The organism is Sporocytophaga sp., assembly GCF_017745095.1.
Taxonomy (GTDB): Bacteria; Bacteroidota; Bacteroidia; order Cytophagales; family Cytophagaceae; genus Sporocytophaga.
The window spans coordinates 20,390-37,531 of the sequence record NZ_JAGHZZ010000011.1 but is presented as its reverse complement, the minus strand read 5'-3'; the positions used below and the strand labels follow the sequence as shown (position 1 = coordinate 37,531).

Annotated in this window: 10 protein-coding genes; 5 read left to right on the top strand and 5 right to left on the bottom strand. The window is 38.0% G+C overall.

From position 1 onward, the window contains the following. The first annotated feature begins 11 nt into the window (after positions 1 to 11). Positions 12 to 1,058: a hypothetical protein gene (locus tag J7604_RS17085; RefSeq protein ID WP_293898065.1), complete on the top strand. Its 1,047-nt coding sequence runs from the start codon at positions 12 to 14 to the stop codon at positions 1,056 to 1,058. An 87-nt stretch (positions 1,059 to 1,145) separates the two neighbouring features. Here J7604_RS17085 and J7604_RS17080 read toward each other — a convergent pair whose 3' ends face one another. Beyond that, positions 1,146 to 1,790 (bottom strand): carbonic anhydrase family protein, encoded by a 645-nt coding sequence (locus tag J7604_RS17080; protein ID WP_293898062.1) that lies wholly within the window; start codon positions 1,788 to 1,790, stop codon positions 1,146 to 1,148. Between the two features lie 166 nt (positions 1,791 to 1,956). Between J7604_RS17080 and J7604_RS17075 the strand changes: the two genes are divergently transcribed. Continuing rightward, positions 1,957 to 3,414 carry a hypothetical protein gene (locus J7604_RS17075; protein ID WP_293898059.1) on the top strand — a complete coding sequence of 486 codons (1,458 nt, stop codon included), beginning with the start codon at positions 1,957 to 1,959 and terminating at the stop codon, positions 3,412 to 3,414. 86 nt (positions 3,415 to 3,500) lie between these two features. Here the strand turns inward: J7604_RS17075 and mfd are convergent, their stop codons facing one another. Then, positions 3,501 to 6,872: a transcription-repair coupling factor gene (mfd, locus tag J7604_RS17070; protein WP_293898056.1), complete on the bottom strand. Its 3,372-nt coding sequence runs from the start codon at positions 6,870 to 6,872 to the stop codon at positions 3,501 to 3,503. Between the two features lie 375 nt (positions 6,873 to 7,247). Here mfd and J7604_RS17065 point away from each other — a divergent pair, with 375 nt between their 5' ends. Beyond that, the gene (locus tag J7604_RS17065) at positions 7,248 to 11,834 is read left to right on the top strand and encodes a T9SS type A sorting domain-containing protein (RefSeq protein WP_293898054.1); all 4,587 of its coding nucleotides are present in this window, start codon (positions 7,248 to 7,250) and stop codon (positions 11,832 to 11,834) included. 59 nt (positions 11,835 to 11,893) lie between these two features. On the opposite strand, the gene J7604_RS17060 is transcribed toward J7604_RS17065, so the two are convergent. Further along, positions 11,894 to 12,292, bottom strand: a complete 399-nt coding sequence (locus J7604_RS17060) for an acyl-CoA thioesterase (RefSeq protein WP_293898052.1) — start codon at positions 12,290 to 12,292, stop codon at positions 11,894 to 11,896. Positions 12,293 to 12,540: 248 nt separating this feature from the next. Here J7604_RS17060 and J7604_RS17055 point away from each other — a divergent pair, with 248 nt between their 5' ends. Together J7604_RS17055 and J7604_RS17050 are read left to right on the top strand one after the other, a co-directional pair. Beyond that, on the top strand, positions 12,541 to 14,820 hold the full coding sequence (locus J7604_RS17055; RefSeq protein WP_293898049.1) for a TonB-dependent receptor: 2,280 nt from the start codon (positions 12,541 to 12,543) through the stop codon (positions 14,818 to 14,820). A 90-nt stretch (positions 14,821 to 14,910) separates the two neighbouring features. After that, on the top strand, positions 14,911 to 15,597 hold the full coding sequence (locus tag J7604_RS17050; RefSeq protein ID WP_293898046.1) for a type 1 glutamine amidotransferase: 687 nt from the start codon (positions 14,911 to 14,913) through the stop codon (positions 15,595 to 15,597). Here the strand turns inward: J7604_RS17050 and J7604_RS17045 are convergent. Together J7604_RS17045 and J7604_RS17040 are read right to left on the bottom strand one after the other, a co-directional pair. Further along, positions 15,577 to 16,203, bottom strand: coding sequence for a LysE family transporter (locus J7604_RS17045; RefSeq protein WP_293898043.1), 627 nt, complete (start codon positions 16,201 to 16,203; stop codon positions 15,577 to 15,579). The genes J7604_RS17050 and J7604_RS17045 overlap by 21 nt on opposite strands. Positions 16,204 to 16,377: 174 nt before the next feature. Beyond that, positions 16,378 to 17,142, bottom strand: a complete 765-nt coding sequence (locus J7604_RS17040; protein ID WP_293898040.1) for a YgcG family protein — start codon at positions 17,140 to 17,142, stop codon at positions 16,378 to 16,380.

Sequence of the window (17,142 nt, the reverse complement as noted above, 5' to 3'; positions counted from 1 at the left end):
AAATTGCATTTATGAATCACATCAAAAGAGTTATCTTTTTCTTTTTAGTATCCACATTTTTTGCTTTATCGACCAAAGCACAAAACTTCACCAGTGCAGGAGAGTATATGACCTACATGGGAGAACTGAATCGAAAAATTACAGAAGATTATATGTCTTATACAAGTGCAGTAGCACATGGAAAAAGTGCCAGAAAGGTTGAAAACAGAAGAAAGGAAATCATACAATCTACAAAAGATGCAATAAAGAAAATTTCAGCAATGCCTCCTTTTAAAGGCGACAAGGCATTGAGAGACTCTGCGGTTTCATACCTTAAGCTTACACAGCATGTACTTAACGATGACTATGCCAAGATCCTTAACATGGAGGAAATTGCAGAACAATCTTATGACGCAATGGAGGCTTACCTTCTGGCTCAAGAATTAGCCAATGAAAAAATGAACGATGCAGGAAGAAAACTTTATGCTACTGAAAAAGAATTTGCTTCAAAGAACAATGTTAATCTCGTAGAGAGCAAAGATGAGCTTACGACTAAAGTAGAGAAAGCACAGCGCGTGAATGCTTATCAAAGAAAAGTTTATCTTATCTTTTTCAAAAGCTACAAACAGGAGGCCTACCTTCTTGATGCACTTCAAAACAAAAATGTCAATGGAATTGAGCAAAACAAAAATAGCTTGCAAAAATATGCTGAGCAAGGTATTGCAACGTTAGACACAATGAAAGCCTTTAGCAATGACAGAACCATTGTGAATGCCTGCAAACAGATGCTTGAATTTTATAAAACCGAAAGCAAAGACAAAATATCTAACCTGACTTCTTTCTATATTAAAGAAGAAAACTATCTGAAAATTAAAAAGGCCTTCGAAACAAAAAAGGAATCTGCAAGAACTCAGGCAGATGTTGACCAATACAACAAAGCTGTTAATGAATTCAACCAAAGTGTGAATGAATTCAATGCAACGAATAATAGTCTGAATGAAACGAGAAATAAACTCATTGCAAACTATAACAAAGCTGTAGATACCTTCTTAGATAAGCATACTCCTAAGTATAAATAGCAAAACAGATTAAGGACTTGTAGCCTAAACAAAAAAGGAGCTTCTGATTAAGAAGCTCCTTTTTTTATCCATTCGACCTAAAAAATATTATTCGTAAAATGTTACTTGACCATTGTCCATGTCATAATAAGAACCAACTATTTTAATAAGCCCTTCATCTTCCATTTGTTTTAAAATAGGGCTTTGAGCACGGATAGCCTCCACAGTAACTTTAACATTTTCTCTTATTACCATATCTACAAACTCATAGTTTTTGGATGTTTTCTCACCATGATAATGGTTACAATTCTGAATGGCAGGCTCCACCTTTTTTAATAAAGTAGTCAAGTTTCCTAATTCAACATGATCTATTGCACCTTTTATTGCACCACAGTATTCGTGACCGATAACAAGAACAAGTTTCGCACCGGCAACTTTGCAACTGAACTCCATTGAACCTAGAATGTCTTCATTTATAATATTACCTGCGACACGTGCAACAAACAAATCTCCGATTCCTTTATCGAAAACATCTTCTACCGGCACTCTTGAATCGATACAGGAAAGAACGATAGCCTTAGGAAACTGGCCATTGACAGCATCTCTGATTTGCTTAGAATGATCTCGCAAAGTTAAGGTACCAGAAGTAAATCTTTTATTACCTTCTTTAAGTTGCTTCAACACCTCATCAGGCGTGAGTTTCTGCTGCTCTTCTGCAGTTAATACTTTTTCTATGAGTGGATTTAACTCCATGATTTCTTCTAATTTGAATTTAATGACAACCTCTATCAGACAAAAATACATTTAATGGAGGATAACATGAAATTATCGGATTAGATTGGTTTAAAAATTGGAAAAATTATTTTTAAAAATCCATACATTTAACCTTTAATCAATTTTTAAAACACTCTTTTTACTTATGAAAAACCTTAAACTATGCATTATCATCCTTCTGGTATGTATTTTCAACCAAAGCAGAGCGGGCATATATGAAGTGCTGGCAATAAAGCCAATTTATGAAAGCAGAAAACTCAATGGCTACTACATTGTAAGCCGAGACCTCGAAAAATTTAAGAAAACATCAATTTACACCATTTCCAAATGTGATGTTTCGATGAAGCCCATAATTTCAGTACAAGAGCCCCGTAATATGTATGATGATGTTATTTCAGCTGCAGTAAATGATTCAGCATTTTGCATAGTTTACAACTTTAATGGAAACAGCGCAGCAAAAAATGTCACAAACGGAGAGGCCGAAATTGTATCATATAGTTCCGTGGATCTGAAGCAACTTGGGACCACTAAGCTTTCAAACAAAGTAGCAATGTGGCACATCAACTCAACAATAGTGGCCAACGGTAACTATGGATTTATTTTTTCAGGAATGCTATATGAAGACAAGGTATTCAAAGGAATGATCCATTATGACAATAAATTGAAAGTTAAATGGACTTTCGAAAACGCTTATAACTATGAAGAAAAAATTATACCTCTTACTTACACAGAAACTATTGACCAGAACCTCTATAGCTTTTATGCCCGTAAGGCGAAATTGAATACTCCAAAAATATATACTGGACTATTAATTAATAAAGTAAAGGATGGCAGCATGGTGCTGAACCATGAATTTAATAGCGAAGAAATAAAAATTGTTGAGAAACCCGCACTTTATAGCGATGGTAAAAATGGCGTTCTCTTTGCTCAATTTAACCTTAGCAAAAATAACGGAAACTTTCTGCTGAAAGCAAACGATGAAAGAGGCCTTCTTTTTCTTAGCTTTGATTTAGCCACGAAGAAAACAGAAGAAAAATTTTTATATCTGGGATCTGATGATTTCTTGTCTAAACTTGATGAAAACGACAAAATAAAATTTAAAAAAGGCGGCCCTAGGCTAAATCCTATCAGGGCTACAAAAATTGGAGAAAGCTATTTCCTGATTGGCGAAACTTATAATCCTGTAGCTTATGATGTCCTGGTGAATTTTACAAGTTCACTTGTCCAATGTTCAGATAGAGTTTTTGTAGCGGAGTTTGACAAAAATCTTAATCTGAAGAAGATTAATTTTTTTAATAAAACAACCAAAACTTACACTACAACTAATGAGGTAAGTCACTCCTCCACCTATTTTACAGGCTCATTTCTTGACATGAGAATTAATGAGGATAAAACCGGATTCACATTCAGGTATATCGATTATACAGGTGCTAAAACAGCAGATCACATCACTGTTACTTACAATAATGGAACCTTTAAAACAACAAGTTTACCTATGACCAGAGCGCGCAACGATTATTCCCTCAATGCTCTGGAAGGTAAGCCGGGAAAGATAAATGTGATAAAAAGGGTTTATAATGTTTTTGAAATAGCAGAAGAGTAAGTGGTCTTAAACGATTCAAAAGAAAGAGGATGTTAAAATACACATCCTCTTTCTTAATATTTTCTGGCATGTAAGACAACCTTAACCTACTTCACTGATTCTGCTACTGGAGCAGGATTTATTTTTTGAAGGGTATCCATAGCCTGATGCATAAAATCAATATCTTCAAATACGATCATTGGTTTTTTATTGACTTCTTTCAGCTTACACTTTTTAGGGTTCTTCTGAGCGAAAAGAAGGATTTTGCCAAATATATCCGACTTATAATATGCGTCATTGTTCTGAACAAAATATCCCTTCATTGTTCCGTTTTTGATGGTGAGCTTTTCAAAACCAAGACCTTCTGCAAGCCATCTAAGCCTTACCGTTTCTACAAGATCTTTAACTTCATCCGGAAGCGGACCAAAACGGTCTACGATAGATGCCCTATACTTTTCAAGCTCCTCTTCTGTCTTAATATTGTCAAGAGTAGAATAAAGACTTAATCTTTCGGAAATATTGGAAACATATGTCTCTGGTATAATTACAGCAAGGTCAGTTTCGATCTGGCAATCGGTAGACTTATTGAAATCTTTTGCATCCAGCTCTTTCTTGAACAGCTCTGCAAACTCTGTTTCTTTAAGCTCTTGTATCGCTTCATCAAGGATTTTATGATACATATCAAATCCAAGATCAGAGATAAACCCACTTTGTTCCGCACCAAGTAAGTTCCCTGCTCCACGAATATCCAGATCTCGCATTGCAACCTTAAAACCATCTCCAAGATCAGAGAATTCTTCAAGTGCACTTAATCTCTTTCTTGAATCAGCTGGTAATGTAGATACAGGAGGAGTAAGAAGATAACAGAATGCTTTTTTATTGGAACGTCCTACTCGCCCCCTCATCTGATGCAAATCAGATAAGCCAAACATATGTGCCGAATTAATAATTATGGTATTGGCATTTGGAATATCAAGACCTGATTCGATAATATTGGTTGAAACAAGCACATCATATTCAGCTTCCACAAACTTTAGCATCACCTTTTCAAGCTTATCTCCCTCCATCTGCCCATGAGCCACGCCCATCTTTGCATCTGGTACAAGACGCTTGATTCTGTCCGCCATTTCTTCAATGTCTTTTACTCTATTATGAACAAAGAACACCTGTCCGCCCCGCTTTAATTCATGACTCACGGCATCGCGTATAACAACATCATTGAATGCATGAATTTCTGTCGTAACTGGTTGCCTGTTCGGAGGTGGTGTAGCAATAATTGACAGATCTCTAGCCCCCATCAGTGAGAAATGCAGAGTTCTTGGAATAGGCGTGGCAGTAAGTGTCAACGTATCCACATTGACTTTAAACTCCTTAAGTTTATCCTTCACCTTTACACCAAACTTCTGCTCTTCGTCAATAATCAACAATCCAAGATCTTTAAACTTCACATCCTTACCGATAAGACGATGTGTACCTATAAGGATGTTGGTCTTTCCTTCTTCTACTCTTTTAATGGTTTCTTTTATCTGCTGAGCAGTTTTAAAGCGGTTAACATATTCCACATTAACAGGGAAACCTTTAAGTCTTTCGCTGAACGTTTTATAATGTTGCATCGCAAGGATGGTAGTTGGGACAAGCACTGCCACCTGCTTTCCATCTGTAGCAGCTTTGAAAGCAGCTCGCACAGCAACCTCTGTTTTACCAAACCCAACATCTCCGCATACGAGCCGATCCATAGGATGAGGAAGTTCCATATCAGCTTTTACATCAGCTGTAGCTTTAGCTTGATCCGGCGTATCTTCGTATATAAATGAAGACTCAAGTTCTGCCTGAAGAAAAGTATCTCTGTCAAACTTAAACCCTGGAGCTGCTTTTCTTTTCGCATACAAGCTTATCAGCTCCTTGGCAATATCTTTTACTTGCTTCTTAACACGTTTCTTTTTTGTATCCCACTCTCCGGAGCCAAGCTTACTGATTGGAGGCGGAGTTCCTTCTTTCCCCGTATATTTAGATATCTTATGAAGCGCATGTATGCTTACATAAAGCAAATCATCATCCCTATATACCAAACGTATTGCTTCCTGATGCCTTCCCCCGACTTCCACTTTCTCTAGCCCGGCAAATCTACCAACTCCATAATCCGAATGAACAACAAAATCTCCGGGATGCAAAGTCCTGAGCTCTTTCAAAGTCATTGCCTTTGACTTAGAAAATTTCTCTTTGGTTTTGTACCTGTGGTATTTCTCAAAAATCTGGTGATCGGTATAGCAAACAAGCTTTAACTGTTCATCAATAAAACCATGCCTCAGCGCAGCATTCATTGTCTGAAATTTCAGAAACCTATCGACTTCGTTAAAGATTGTAGTTAGCCTTTCTATCTGATGATAGGACTCCGCAGCAATAACATTGGTGTAATCCTTTTCCTGATACGACTTCAGGTTCTCAGCAAGAAGGTTGAATTCTTTATTAAACGGTGGCTGTGGCTTAGATGAAAACTCGATGAGGTTTTCAGTATCAAAATAATATCTTGTTCCAAATTCCAGTATCTTGTATCTCTCAAACAGCTTTTTAAATTCTTCAGGGTTTTCAAACAGCTGAGCAGGAGAAGTAATTAACTTAGATCCGCCAGTTTCCTTTAATATCTGCTCAAAGGAAAGTGTTGCTCTATCAAAATATCTTTCTATAATCTCCAGTGTCAGTTCAACATCTTTAACCCAGATATAAGTATCATTGGGAAGAAATTCAAACAAGGATTCACGTTTCTCCTGAAGTAATTTAGTCTGCACATTAGGGATAATAGAAAACGTTTTTTTGTTCTCAACAGACAGCTGTGTATTTGGATCAAAGGTTCTTACACTTTCTATCTCATCCCCGAAAAGTTCAATTCTGTATGGATAGTCATGAGAGTAACTGAATATATCGACAATACCTCCTCTGATGGAATATTGACCAGCCTCATAGACAAAATCTGTTTTCTCAAAGTCATAAGTGGAGAGAAGTTCTGTAACAAACTGAAGATCTACTTTCTCTCCCACATTGGCAGTAAAGCTATTGCTCTTGAGAGACTTTTTATTGATTACTTTTTCAGTAAGTGCATCAGGATAGCTTACGATGCAAAAATTATCTTCTCCCCTGTTATTCACTGCGCTAAGTACCTCTGCACGCATGAGTACATTGGCATTTTCAGTTTCTTCAAACTTATAGGGTCTTTTGTATGAGTTAGGGAAAAAATGTACGCTAATATCTTGAAGAAGCACCTGAAGGTCATTCTGAAAAAAGGAAGCCTCTTCCTTATCTTGAAGGATGAATAAATGATTTCCAGGGCTTAAACTGCAAATAGCTGCTGAGACTACCGCATCCATACTGCCACTTAATCCCTTTAGACGGAAACGTAAATTGCTGTCAGACTTTATCTTATCGTGGAGAATCTGAACTAGTGGATCTTCCTGATAAAGCCTTATTAAATCTTTTACTTTCAAACTTTTCTCTTTGTGAATTACAAATTTAAAAACAATGAGAGGCAGTATAAAATTCTTTCCGGATAAATAATAACCAAAGAGGCAAAAAAGTTTGAAAAAGTCTGTTTACTAATCAGCCGCAAAAGGGTATTTGTAGGATATAGCTAAGATAAAACTTGGCTAAAATAAAGGTCGACGATAAAGTTTCTTAGTAAAGTACAAAATGGTGGGGGAAAAGTTTTCTTATTGTCACACCCTATGTTACCCGGGACAGGGTAACATAAGTGTAACAACAACTCTTTAAAAACACATTAAATAAAGAATATGAAAACAAATTATACTCACTGTCTTTTACGGCGACACTGATTCAAGGTTTCAAAAAAATTAAATACATCAATGAAGAGACTTTTACTATTTGTTATAAGTGCCTTTCTTCTTCAGGTTCAAGGTTATTCTCAGGTACCAGCTAACATCAATTCAGGGAATCCGAATTTCCCTTTCCCTCAGTTTAAAGAATACAATAAAGGTGCGCTTAAAACGATTGCCAGTTTTGATCATCATTCGGCTGGTGTCACGCACGCCGAACTGGAGCTTCGGACCAGGGAAGCATATCAGATGATATGTAACAACATGACTTATAACGTCACTCAGGGAACAACTGCTGGCCCTCTGACTGTCAATGGTGTGCGATACATAATGCCAAACATTAATGCCCCTATAATGCATTGTACCTGTGTTGAAGCGGACGGGTATTATTTATTGGCAGCAGCATACATGGGAGATAAAAAAACCTATGACGGATATTACATGTGGATGCATGACCGCCAGTTTCAGAAAACTACAAGGTTTATTGACAACGTGATGAATTCTCCAGGATATGCTTATAGCCCTGGAATCTCCGGAGCCGGTTCCTTCGGGCCTTCCACAAATGTTTATGGTGGTGCTTTGGGTGGAAATTCCGCTTCAGACGGAGACGTGGATATTGCCCTTGCCATGCTTGTTGCATGGAAACAATGGGGAGACAATGGAACCATTTGTATCGACCCGGAGCTTGGTGCTATCACTTACAAGGATGAAGCGATTAAATATATCTCAACCATGGTTGATACTTTGCTTTACACTCCATCTCTTCCTGTGAAAAAATATATATCTGGAATAATCGGATTGGATGGCTACATGAAAGGTGGAGATACCTGGACAGAGCTTACCAACTGGGCACAAGGAGGATCATATCTGGGAATGAATCCTGAAAGAACAGGTGGAGACCAGCAACACATCGATTATTATGCCCCTGCATACTTCAGGTCATTTGCAGAAATGCTTCAGGCAGAAGGAAAGTCACCATGGCTGATCAAGCAGTATCAAAGGGCGGAAGCATCCAGTGACTGGGCAATGGGAAAAATGGCCGAACAGGGCTTAGTTGGATTTGCAGGTTGGTGGGCATTGAGTGCGACCAATAATGCAACCTTTACAAGTTTTAATGACGGCGAGGATTTCAGGGTAGGATGGAGAACTGCTCTAAATTATGTATGGAATGGTAACCCTACTACTTCATGGGACCCAAGCAATACCCCTACAGGCCATCAGGTAATTCCTGGCGGAAACACTTATGAACTTGATTTCGCCAAAAACAATGAGAAGTTCCTTTTAGACCCTCAGTCATATGGCAATACCCCTTATCCACTTCCCACTCAGAATCTTGATATCTGCGGGCCATCTACAATGACAACATATCATAGTCCGACCGGGGCCAACATGGGAAGCTTGTATTTCAGGCTGAACAAAGCTTTTGGTGCATTTACACCATCTGCTGTAGCTGTGCAAAATTTCAGACTTATGTCTGAAATGTATAGAAAATTGGAGATAACATGGGACGGAGCAGACGGCGGTGCTCAAAAATATACAGATTCAAACCCTTTGTACTTTCACGAATTCTTCAGATTTCTCGGCATGATGGTACTTACAGGAAACTGGCATGATCCTCTTGACATGGCACCTGAAGCGAATATGAAGATTTACAAGTCTGTGAATAAAACCTACGCTTACATTGGAGATACACTTACTTATAAAATTACCTACAGAAACTTTGGAAAGCCTATAGCAGCTGGGGTAGTAATTACAGATCAGCTTCCTACAGGGCTGACCTTTCTATCTCAAAGCCCAAGAAATGCAGGCGTTACCTTTTCCCAGGCAGGAAACAATCTGACCTGGACAGTCGGAAATGTACCAGGAACCGAAGCTGCTCTTCCTGCAAATTTAGGTTTAACAATGGATACCATTACCCTAAAAGTAGTAGTAAACAGCAGTGCTCCTCCGAGAATTTGTAACTCTGCTAATATTACTGCAACAAACGGTTCCGGATGGACAAGCAACGAATATCCGAATAACATTACTGAAACGATGGAAAGGAACTGTGTGGATATACTCAATGAAAAGCCTCTTTCTATAGTAAAATCTGTAAACAGAAGCATCGTGCAGGTTGGTGACAGTATTGTTTATACAATTAAAGTGAAGAACAGTTCCGTGGCCTTCCTAAATGGCGGAAGACCAGGAGTTCATTTTTCAATGGGCTTGCAGCCTTTTACGAATCCGGCAAATGAACTAAAAATGAATTTCCGATTCTTTCACGGAGCACAGGAAGCTTATATTAACCTTAAAAACTACAGAGTCTCCTACTTCCTAAAGGAAAACGGACCACCTGCATGGCAGGTGGCTGTTGGTACTGCCGAGGGATTTGGAACGGCACCTCCAACATTGGGAGTTCAACCGCTTGTTCCGGGAGCCGGATACAATCACAGGTTCTTCATAACCTTTCCTAGTGCTTTGACTACGGTAACACAGCATCTGGCAGAATATCGTGGTAATAAGGAAATGATACACCGAGGAGAGCTCGCACCTCCCCGCATGGAAGCAAGAGTATTTACCAATCCGAACGGAAGCTTTAATTTTAGCGATGACTGGAGTTATGAGGCTGCCTTAAACACTACAGGTGCTTCAGATGACCTACAGACATTGATTACCAATGACTGGTCTGATCCCAACAACCTTAATGTGCCTCTAAATAAGTATCACCCTGAAGCCTGTGGAACCACAACTAAAATTTCCGACAATGTTCTTGTGGAAGAATGGGATGGCTACACCTGGAGAAGAATCTTAGGTACCTCGCCAGCTGCAGGACGTGAACTTAATAATATCATTGTTAAAGATACACTTCCTAATAGTGTTACTTTTGGGGGATATATTACTGGCTATCCCGTAGGTACATTGGCTGGAAATATAATTACCTGGCCAACGGTACCTCAGTTATTGGTTAATGATTCGATAGAATATAAATTCTGGGTTAGAGTAAAAAATGCGGCTTACTTCAATTGCCCAACAGGGCCAACGCCTGACGAAATCATTAACACGGGCTATGCAAAAGCAGACAATGAGCCGTGGGTAAAAGACACAGCTAAAACCAAAGTTAGCTGTGACGCTGTGTTTATTCCGGATCCAAGTATCACCAAAACGGCTGATAAAGCCAATTACTCAACCGGCGATGATATTACTTACACTGTAGTTTACAAAAACAAATCCGGTACAGTTGTATCATCAATTGGAACTGCTGCTGACTGGAAACAGGTGGAAGGTAATCCATTCACTTTTACCGGAGGCAATATGATTATCAATGGTGCAGGTACTAGTGGAAGTACAGGTTCAAATCTTATGACCCATAAATATTCTCATGGGAAAAACGGCTCCATTAATACTACCATCAATCTGGCAACCTACCAGGAAGTTTATGCTCTTGTTTTCAGACAAAACGGAAATAAGTGGTATGAAATACGTTTCAAAAAAGAATACAACGGAATAGTGGTGAGCTTATGGGATCATGGCTATAGCGCTGCAGGCTATACTCAGCTTCTATCAGAGCCCACTAATACCGCATTCCCTGCAGGATTTACTGATATAGATATCAAACTGGATTTGTTCGAAGACAAGGCTTCTTTCTCTCTGGTAGCAAGCGGTTCGACAATGCCTGGAACTCCCCAATATATCCAAACAGGTCTGCAAAAGGTTGCGGGCTATGCTGGCTGGAGAAGCACTAACAACGATGCTTCTACAGTTAAAAAATGGAACACCTGGCTGGATTCCGGATTTGACATCTTAATGAGGGATCCAATTCCCGCAGGTGTAACCTTTGTATCTGCAACAGACGCAAACCTTAGCGGTTGCCCAAGCTGCACACCAACTCCAATTTCGGGTTCTAGTACCGCAGGTACTGTTACATATACTAAAATTAACGGACCGGTATTGGCGAATGACTCTGTGAAATATGTATGGAAAGGAAAGATTGCTAGTTGTCCGGCAACTGGACTCCTTATCAATACTGCATATGTTGATATCAAAGGAATAATTCCATCCCCTTCAGCACAGGTAGTAACCGGTTGTGATGTGACCATTACTCCTCTTAATTTCCTTTCGTTTGAAGTTAGTCAGGCAGAAAAAACAGTATTCTTAAACTGGATTACTTCCAATGAGCAAAATGTGTCACACTTCAACATTCTTATAAGTCAGGATGGCAAAACATGGAGTGCGATTCCTGTAAAAGTTCCTGCTAAAAATCAATCACTGAATGAATATCAGCTGGCTGTTGCAGCCGGAAATTCAGGGATAACTTATTACAAAATTCAGGAGGTCGACAAGGATGGCAAGACAGATTTCAGTAAAGTGAAGAGCCTCAACTTTGGCACCAACGATGAAATTTATGTTTATCCAAACCCAGCCGATGACAAAGCTCATATCAGATATAGCCTGGGCGGAGAGAATATTCTAACTGTTATTATTTTTGACGTACAGGGGAAAAAGGTATTTGAAAATACTTACACTTCACTTGCTGAAAAAGGTGAAATCGCATTAGACTTGGACATTGCCTCAGGAATTTACATTCTGGAAGTCATTGCTGATACCTTTGTGAAAGACATCAAGCTCATTAAAAAGTAGTATTTGAAAAAAGTAATGCAGTAATAACATTAAAAAATTACTGCATTACTTCTATTTTTTTAACTATCAAAATCCTTCAAAATCCTCACGGGTTTCTTATCTTCTCCCACTGCAACCATAGTAAACAAGCCCTCAATAGCTTTTTCTCTTTTTTCGTGATACATCTCTTCTACAAAAATTTCCACTTTTACTTGTATACTGGTATTTCCCACATGTTCAATTTTTCCGACTATTTCGATGATGGTTCCGGCCGGAATAGGTCTCTTAAAATCTATCTTATTTGTTGAAACAGTTACAAGTCTCTGCTTGCTAAATCTAGTTGCAGTAATAAATGCAACTTCATCCATATAAGCCAGAGCAGCCCCTCCGAAAAGTGTATCATAATGATTCACAGTATTTGGGAAAATTGCCTTAAACTGTCGTGACTCCGCCTCTTTGATTCTTTTCTCTATATCCATAAGCTCATTTTTATTACAATATAAATCTGGATTATCATTAAAAAAATGTCAGTATTAATCATTCTGTTGGAAGCTATAACTAAGGTATTGATTATTATGATTTGCAAGATTTTTTAAATGTCAAAAGATTGATTTAAGGTTAAATAATTTCCTCTTGAAGAAGGAGCTTTTCAAATTTAGACGACCCTAAAATTAAATTTAACATATATCTAAATTTATTGTTTATATTTGACAAAATTTTAATTTAAATGGGACTAAAAATAAAATTTATACTTTTTTTCCTGGCTTCAAGCATTTTGCTCATCCGAAATGAAGGCTGGGGTCAGACATCCAATATAAAAGGGAATGTAAACTCCTCAGGAGAGCCTGTGATCGGAGCACTGGTAATTATAGAAAATCTGAATCAAAGCCATTTGACAGATACACTTGGAAACTTTATCTTTTCACAGATACCAGAGGGAAGCTATAAGATTAAAGTACAGGGGATAGATTATCAGAATTATGAAAGAAGTGTGACCGTAAAGGCCGGTGAAAACAAAAAACTCGACATACAACTTGACGCACTCAAATCAGAGCTGAACGAAGTCGTTGTGACAGGAACAATGAAAGAAGTAAGCAGAACTTCATCTCCCATACCAGTGGAAGTATATACTCCAAACTACTTTAAGAAAAATCCAACTCCCAGCTTGTTCGAAAGTCTGCAAATTGTAAATGGTGTACAACCTCAGCTAAATTGTAATGTCTGCAATACGGGTGATATACATATCAATGGGATGGAAGGCCCATATACCATGATCACCATTGACGGAATGCCTATAGTAAGCAGCCTTTCCACAGTTTATGGCTTAAGTGGAATTCCCAATAGTATGGTTCAAAGAATAGAGGTTGTCAAGGGGCCTGCCTCTACCCTTTATGGATCAGAGGCTGTAGGAGGATTGATCAACATCATCACAAAAGATCCAGCAGCATCGCCACGAGGTACAGTAGACATTTTTGGGACCACTCAGCAAGAGCTTAACACAGATGTATCAGTAAGAAGTAATGTTGGAAAAAATACTTCATTATTAGGCATCAATTATTTCAATTTCAAAAATAAACTTGATGTCAATAATGACCATTTTACAGATGTGACTCTTCAGGACAGAATATCTGTTTTTAACAAATGGAATTTCAAAAGAAAAAATAACAGACTGGCATCCATCGCTGGAAGGTACATCTATGAAGATCGCTGGGGAGGAGAGCTTAACTATGAAAATAAATTTCGCGGTACGGACAGCGTTTATGGGGAATCTATATATACAAAAAGATATGAGCTCATTGGAGTATATCAGCTTCCTATTAAAGAAAAGATAACATTTCAGTTTTCACTTAACTCACATCATCAAAATTCGGCTTATGGTGTGATCCCATTTATTGCCCAGCAAAATATAGGGTTTGCTCAGTTCTTGTATGACAAAAAACTTTCTGCAAGACACGATCTGATAGTTGGCTTACCTTTTCGCTATATTTATTATGATGATAACACACCAGGGACAAGGACTTCTAATGTGAATGAGCCTGTCAACAAACCGCAGAAGACATTTCTCCCAGGAATATTTGTGCAGGAAGAGTTTGCTATAAACACCAAACTTAAAAGCCTTGCAGGTTTGAGATATGACTATAACTCTATTCATGGTTCCATTTTAACACCCAGACTCAGTTTTAAATACGATCTTTCCAAAACAAATATCATCAGGCTTAGCGGTGGTAATGGATACAGAACCGTCAATCTCTTTACTGAAGATCATGCGGCTTTGACCGGCTCAAGAGAAGTTGTCATTTCTCATGAACTCAAGCCCGAGAAATCATATAATGCAAACCTCAATTATCAGAAATTCATTAACACGAAAAAAGGATTTATCGGACTTGATCTGAGTGTGTTCTACACTTATTTCACCAATAAAATCATTGGTGACTTTCTGACAGATCCGGATAAAATCATTTATGACAACCTCAATGGATACGCTATCTCCAAAGGAATTACTTTAAATACAGACTTCAGTTTTTCCTTTCCTTTAAAGATCATTGCAGGAGTAACATTGATGGATGTTTATTCAGTGCAGAAAGATAGCAACGGGGTAAACAGGAGAGTGCAGCAACTGCATGCGCCAAAAGTTTCCGGGACGTTTGCAGTAACATATAAAATCAATCAACTTGGAATTGTTATTGACTATACCGGAAGAGTAACAGGACCAATGGAACTACCTGTGCAGACAAATGACTATCGCCCTTCTGTCTCACCATGGTACAGCATTCAGAATATTCAGATCACAAAAAGAATCAACAAGCAGATTGAAGTATATGGAGGAGTTAAGAACCTTCTGAACTACCTGCCAAAGTATTCTCTGCTACGTTCAGAAGACCCATTTGACAAAAGGGTGAACGATCCTGTAAGTAATCCAAATGGATATACGTTCGATACAAGTTACAACTATGCACCTATTCAGGGAATAAGAGGATTTGCAGGAATCAGGTGGATTCTTCAGTAAAAAGTCCAAAATAAATCTTTGCCAGGGTTCAAATTTCCCTATCAAATAGTATATTTGAAAAATCTGATTTTTCGAATTGAATAATTTACTATGAACATTCATTATTTAAGGCATGTAGAGTTTGAAGGGCTTGGATGTATAAAAGAATGGGCAAAAGTACCCGCCAACAGACTCACTGCAACTAAATTCTATGAAGACAATAAGCTTCCTTTTGTAGAGCTGTTTGACCTGTTGATTGTGATGGGGGGCCCTATGGGAGTTTACGATGAAAGGCAATACCCATGGATGAAGAAGGAGAAAGAACTCATTGCTAAAGCTATAGACAAAAATAAAAAAGTACTTGGCATCTGTCTGGGTGCTCAGCTCATTGCGGATGTATTGGGGGCAAAGGTTTATAAAAACAAAGAAAAAGAAATCGGCTGGCTACCTTTGAATTTGACTGAAGAAGCTAAAAACAATTCATTATTTAGCGATTTCAAGTTAAAACCAACTGTATTCCAATGGCACGGAGATACCTTCGACATTCCTTCAGGAGCTACAAGAATTGCTTCGAGTGAGGCCTGCGAAAATCAAGGATTTATTTATGGAGATAATGTTGCAGCATTTCAATTTCATCTTGAAGTGACAGCAAGCGGTATAGATAAAATGATAGCAAACTGTGGGCAGGAGCTTGTAAAAGCACCATATATCCAAACGGCAGAAGAATTGCGCAAAGAAGAGCACATCACCTCATCAAACGAAATGATGATTAGCTTCTTAAATAAATTTGTAAATTAAATCGCAGAGCTGGTATACACCTAAAACTATCAGCACATAACCGATTAGTTTGTTTACAAACTGACTCTTCAGATTAACCCTTGCCGCAATAGAATGGCTTAGAAAAGCAATAAGTGTAAGTACCAGGATAGTACCAATACATATTCCTGCTATAAATACATTAAGCAGAAAATCATCTTTGGCAATCCATTTATTGCTCATAAAAATAGAGCCCCAGAAAACCCAGAACGGAATCTGAAGTGGATTAATGACTCCAAGGAAAATTCCGTTCAGAAAACTCCTTCCTTTTTTTAATTCACGGCTTTCCCCTTCTTTTTCCTCTTTCTTTAAATAATACACTGCTACCAACAAGAACACAGGAACAGAAACCATGCGGATTATTGAATCAAGATGGGTTTGTGTCATTAAAACACCAATAAGCTTAATGGCAATAGTACTATAAATTAATTCTATTAAAGTAGCCCCCAATGCAAAGTAAAGTCCTGCTTTGAGATTGACAGAAACAGTGGTCTGGACAACTCCGAGATTTATAGTACCCAAAGGGATGCTTCCCGCAAAACTAACTACAACTCCTATCAATAAATGCCAAATAATATCTACCATCATAAACTTAAATAAAATGCAAAGCTACGAATTTAAAAGTATAGCTTTTTATAAGGGACATTTAGAATACATTAAATCTAAACCAGAATCTAAACGTGGATTTTTGGGCTTCAGTATCCGAAAAATTAGATCCCTGAAATATAGCACATTACATATAAAAGGTCATTTTAATAACTTTTACCAGACACCAACAGCTCCGCCGCCGCCTCTTAGCAAAGCTGCTTTTCTGGCTTCATAAGCACCCTGATTTTTGGAAAAAGCATCGAAGCCGCCTCTGTGCGCACCAAATGTGTTCATGAGCATTAGACTAGTGAAAAAACCCGGCTTTCTGGTACTGAAATGATTTTGAAGCACAACCCTGTATTGCAGAACCGGAAAAAAGAATATAAAAAACAGAACCATCAGGGTTACAAAAATGAAAAACGGTCCTCTATAAGTTTCATGCAAGTCGGACTTTTCCATCTTTCCTGATAAAAGTAGTTTGATCTGAGAAATAGAATTGTTTATTCCTTCATAATAATGCTTTTTTCTTGTCTGAGGAAGAAGATACTGATCCTCTATTTTCTTTAAAAGATCAATATCAATTTTCCCTGCTAACTCTTTGGATGGAATGATAGCATATTTGCTGTCTGTAGGATCCAGTATAAATATAATATTGGATGGATTTAGTTTGTTTTCGCTAATCCACTTTGCAGAAAGCTGTTCTGCATATTGCTCCATATCCGTATGAACTGCAGAATCAACTGAAATTACAATTACTTCAGCAATTGAAGAATCTCTTAAATACAGCAACTGCTTTTCAAGACTAACAATCTGTTCCGAGGAAAGTAAATCTGCATTGTCAAACACAAAGCTATTTTCTGGAAATCTTGAAAGTACATCAGCCTTCAGATTAAGGCTTGAAAAAAGTCCCAGCAGTATGATCAGAAAATATTTTCTCAT

Bases quoted from the DNA above. Each gene is read 5' to 3' on its own strand.
- J7604_RS17085 (WP_293898065.1), top strand. From the start codon at position 12: ATGAATCACATCAAAAGAGTTATCTTTTTCTTTTTAGTATCCACATTT.
- J7604_RS17065 (WP_293898054.1), top strand. From the start codon at position 7,248: ATGAAGAGACTTTTACTATTTGTTATAAGTGCCTTTCTTCTTCAGGTT.
- J7604_RS17075 (WP_293898059.1), top strand. From the start codon at position 1,957: ATGAAAAACCTTAAACTATGCATTATCATCCTTCTGGTATGTATTTTC.
- J7604_RS17055 (WP_293898049.1), top strand. From the start codon at position 12,541: ATGGGACTAAAAATAAAATTTATACTTTTTTTCCTGGCTTCAAGCATT.
- J7604_RS17080 (WP_293898062.1), bottom strand. From the start codon at position 1,790: ATGGAGTTAAATCCACTCATAGAAAAAGTATTAACTGCAGAAGAGCAG.
- J7604_RS17060 (WP_293898052.1), bottom strand. From the start codon at position 12,292: ATGGATATAGAGAAAAGAATCAAAGAGGCGGAGTCACGACAGTTTAAG.
- J7604_RS17050 (WP_293898046.1), top strand. From the start codon at position 14,911: ATGAACATTCATTATTTAAGGCATGTAGAGTTTGAAGGGCTTGGATGT.
- J7604_RS17045 (WP_293898043.1), bottom strand. From the start codon at position 16,203: ATGATGGTAGATATTATTTGGCATTTATTGATAGGAGTTGTAGTTAGT.
- J7604_RS17040 (WP_293898040.1), bottom strand. From the start codon at position 17,142: ATGAGAAAATATTTTCTGATCATACTGCTGGGACTTTTTTCAAGCCTT.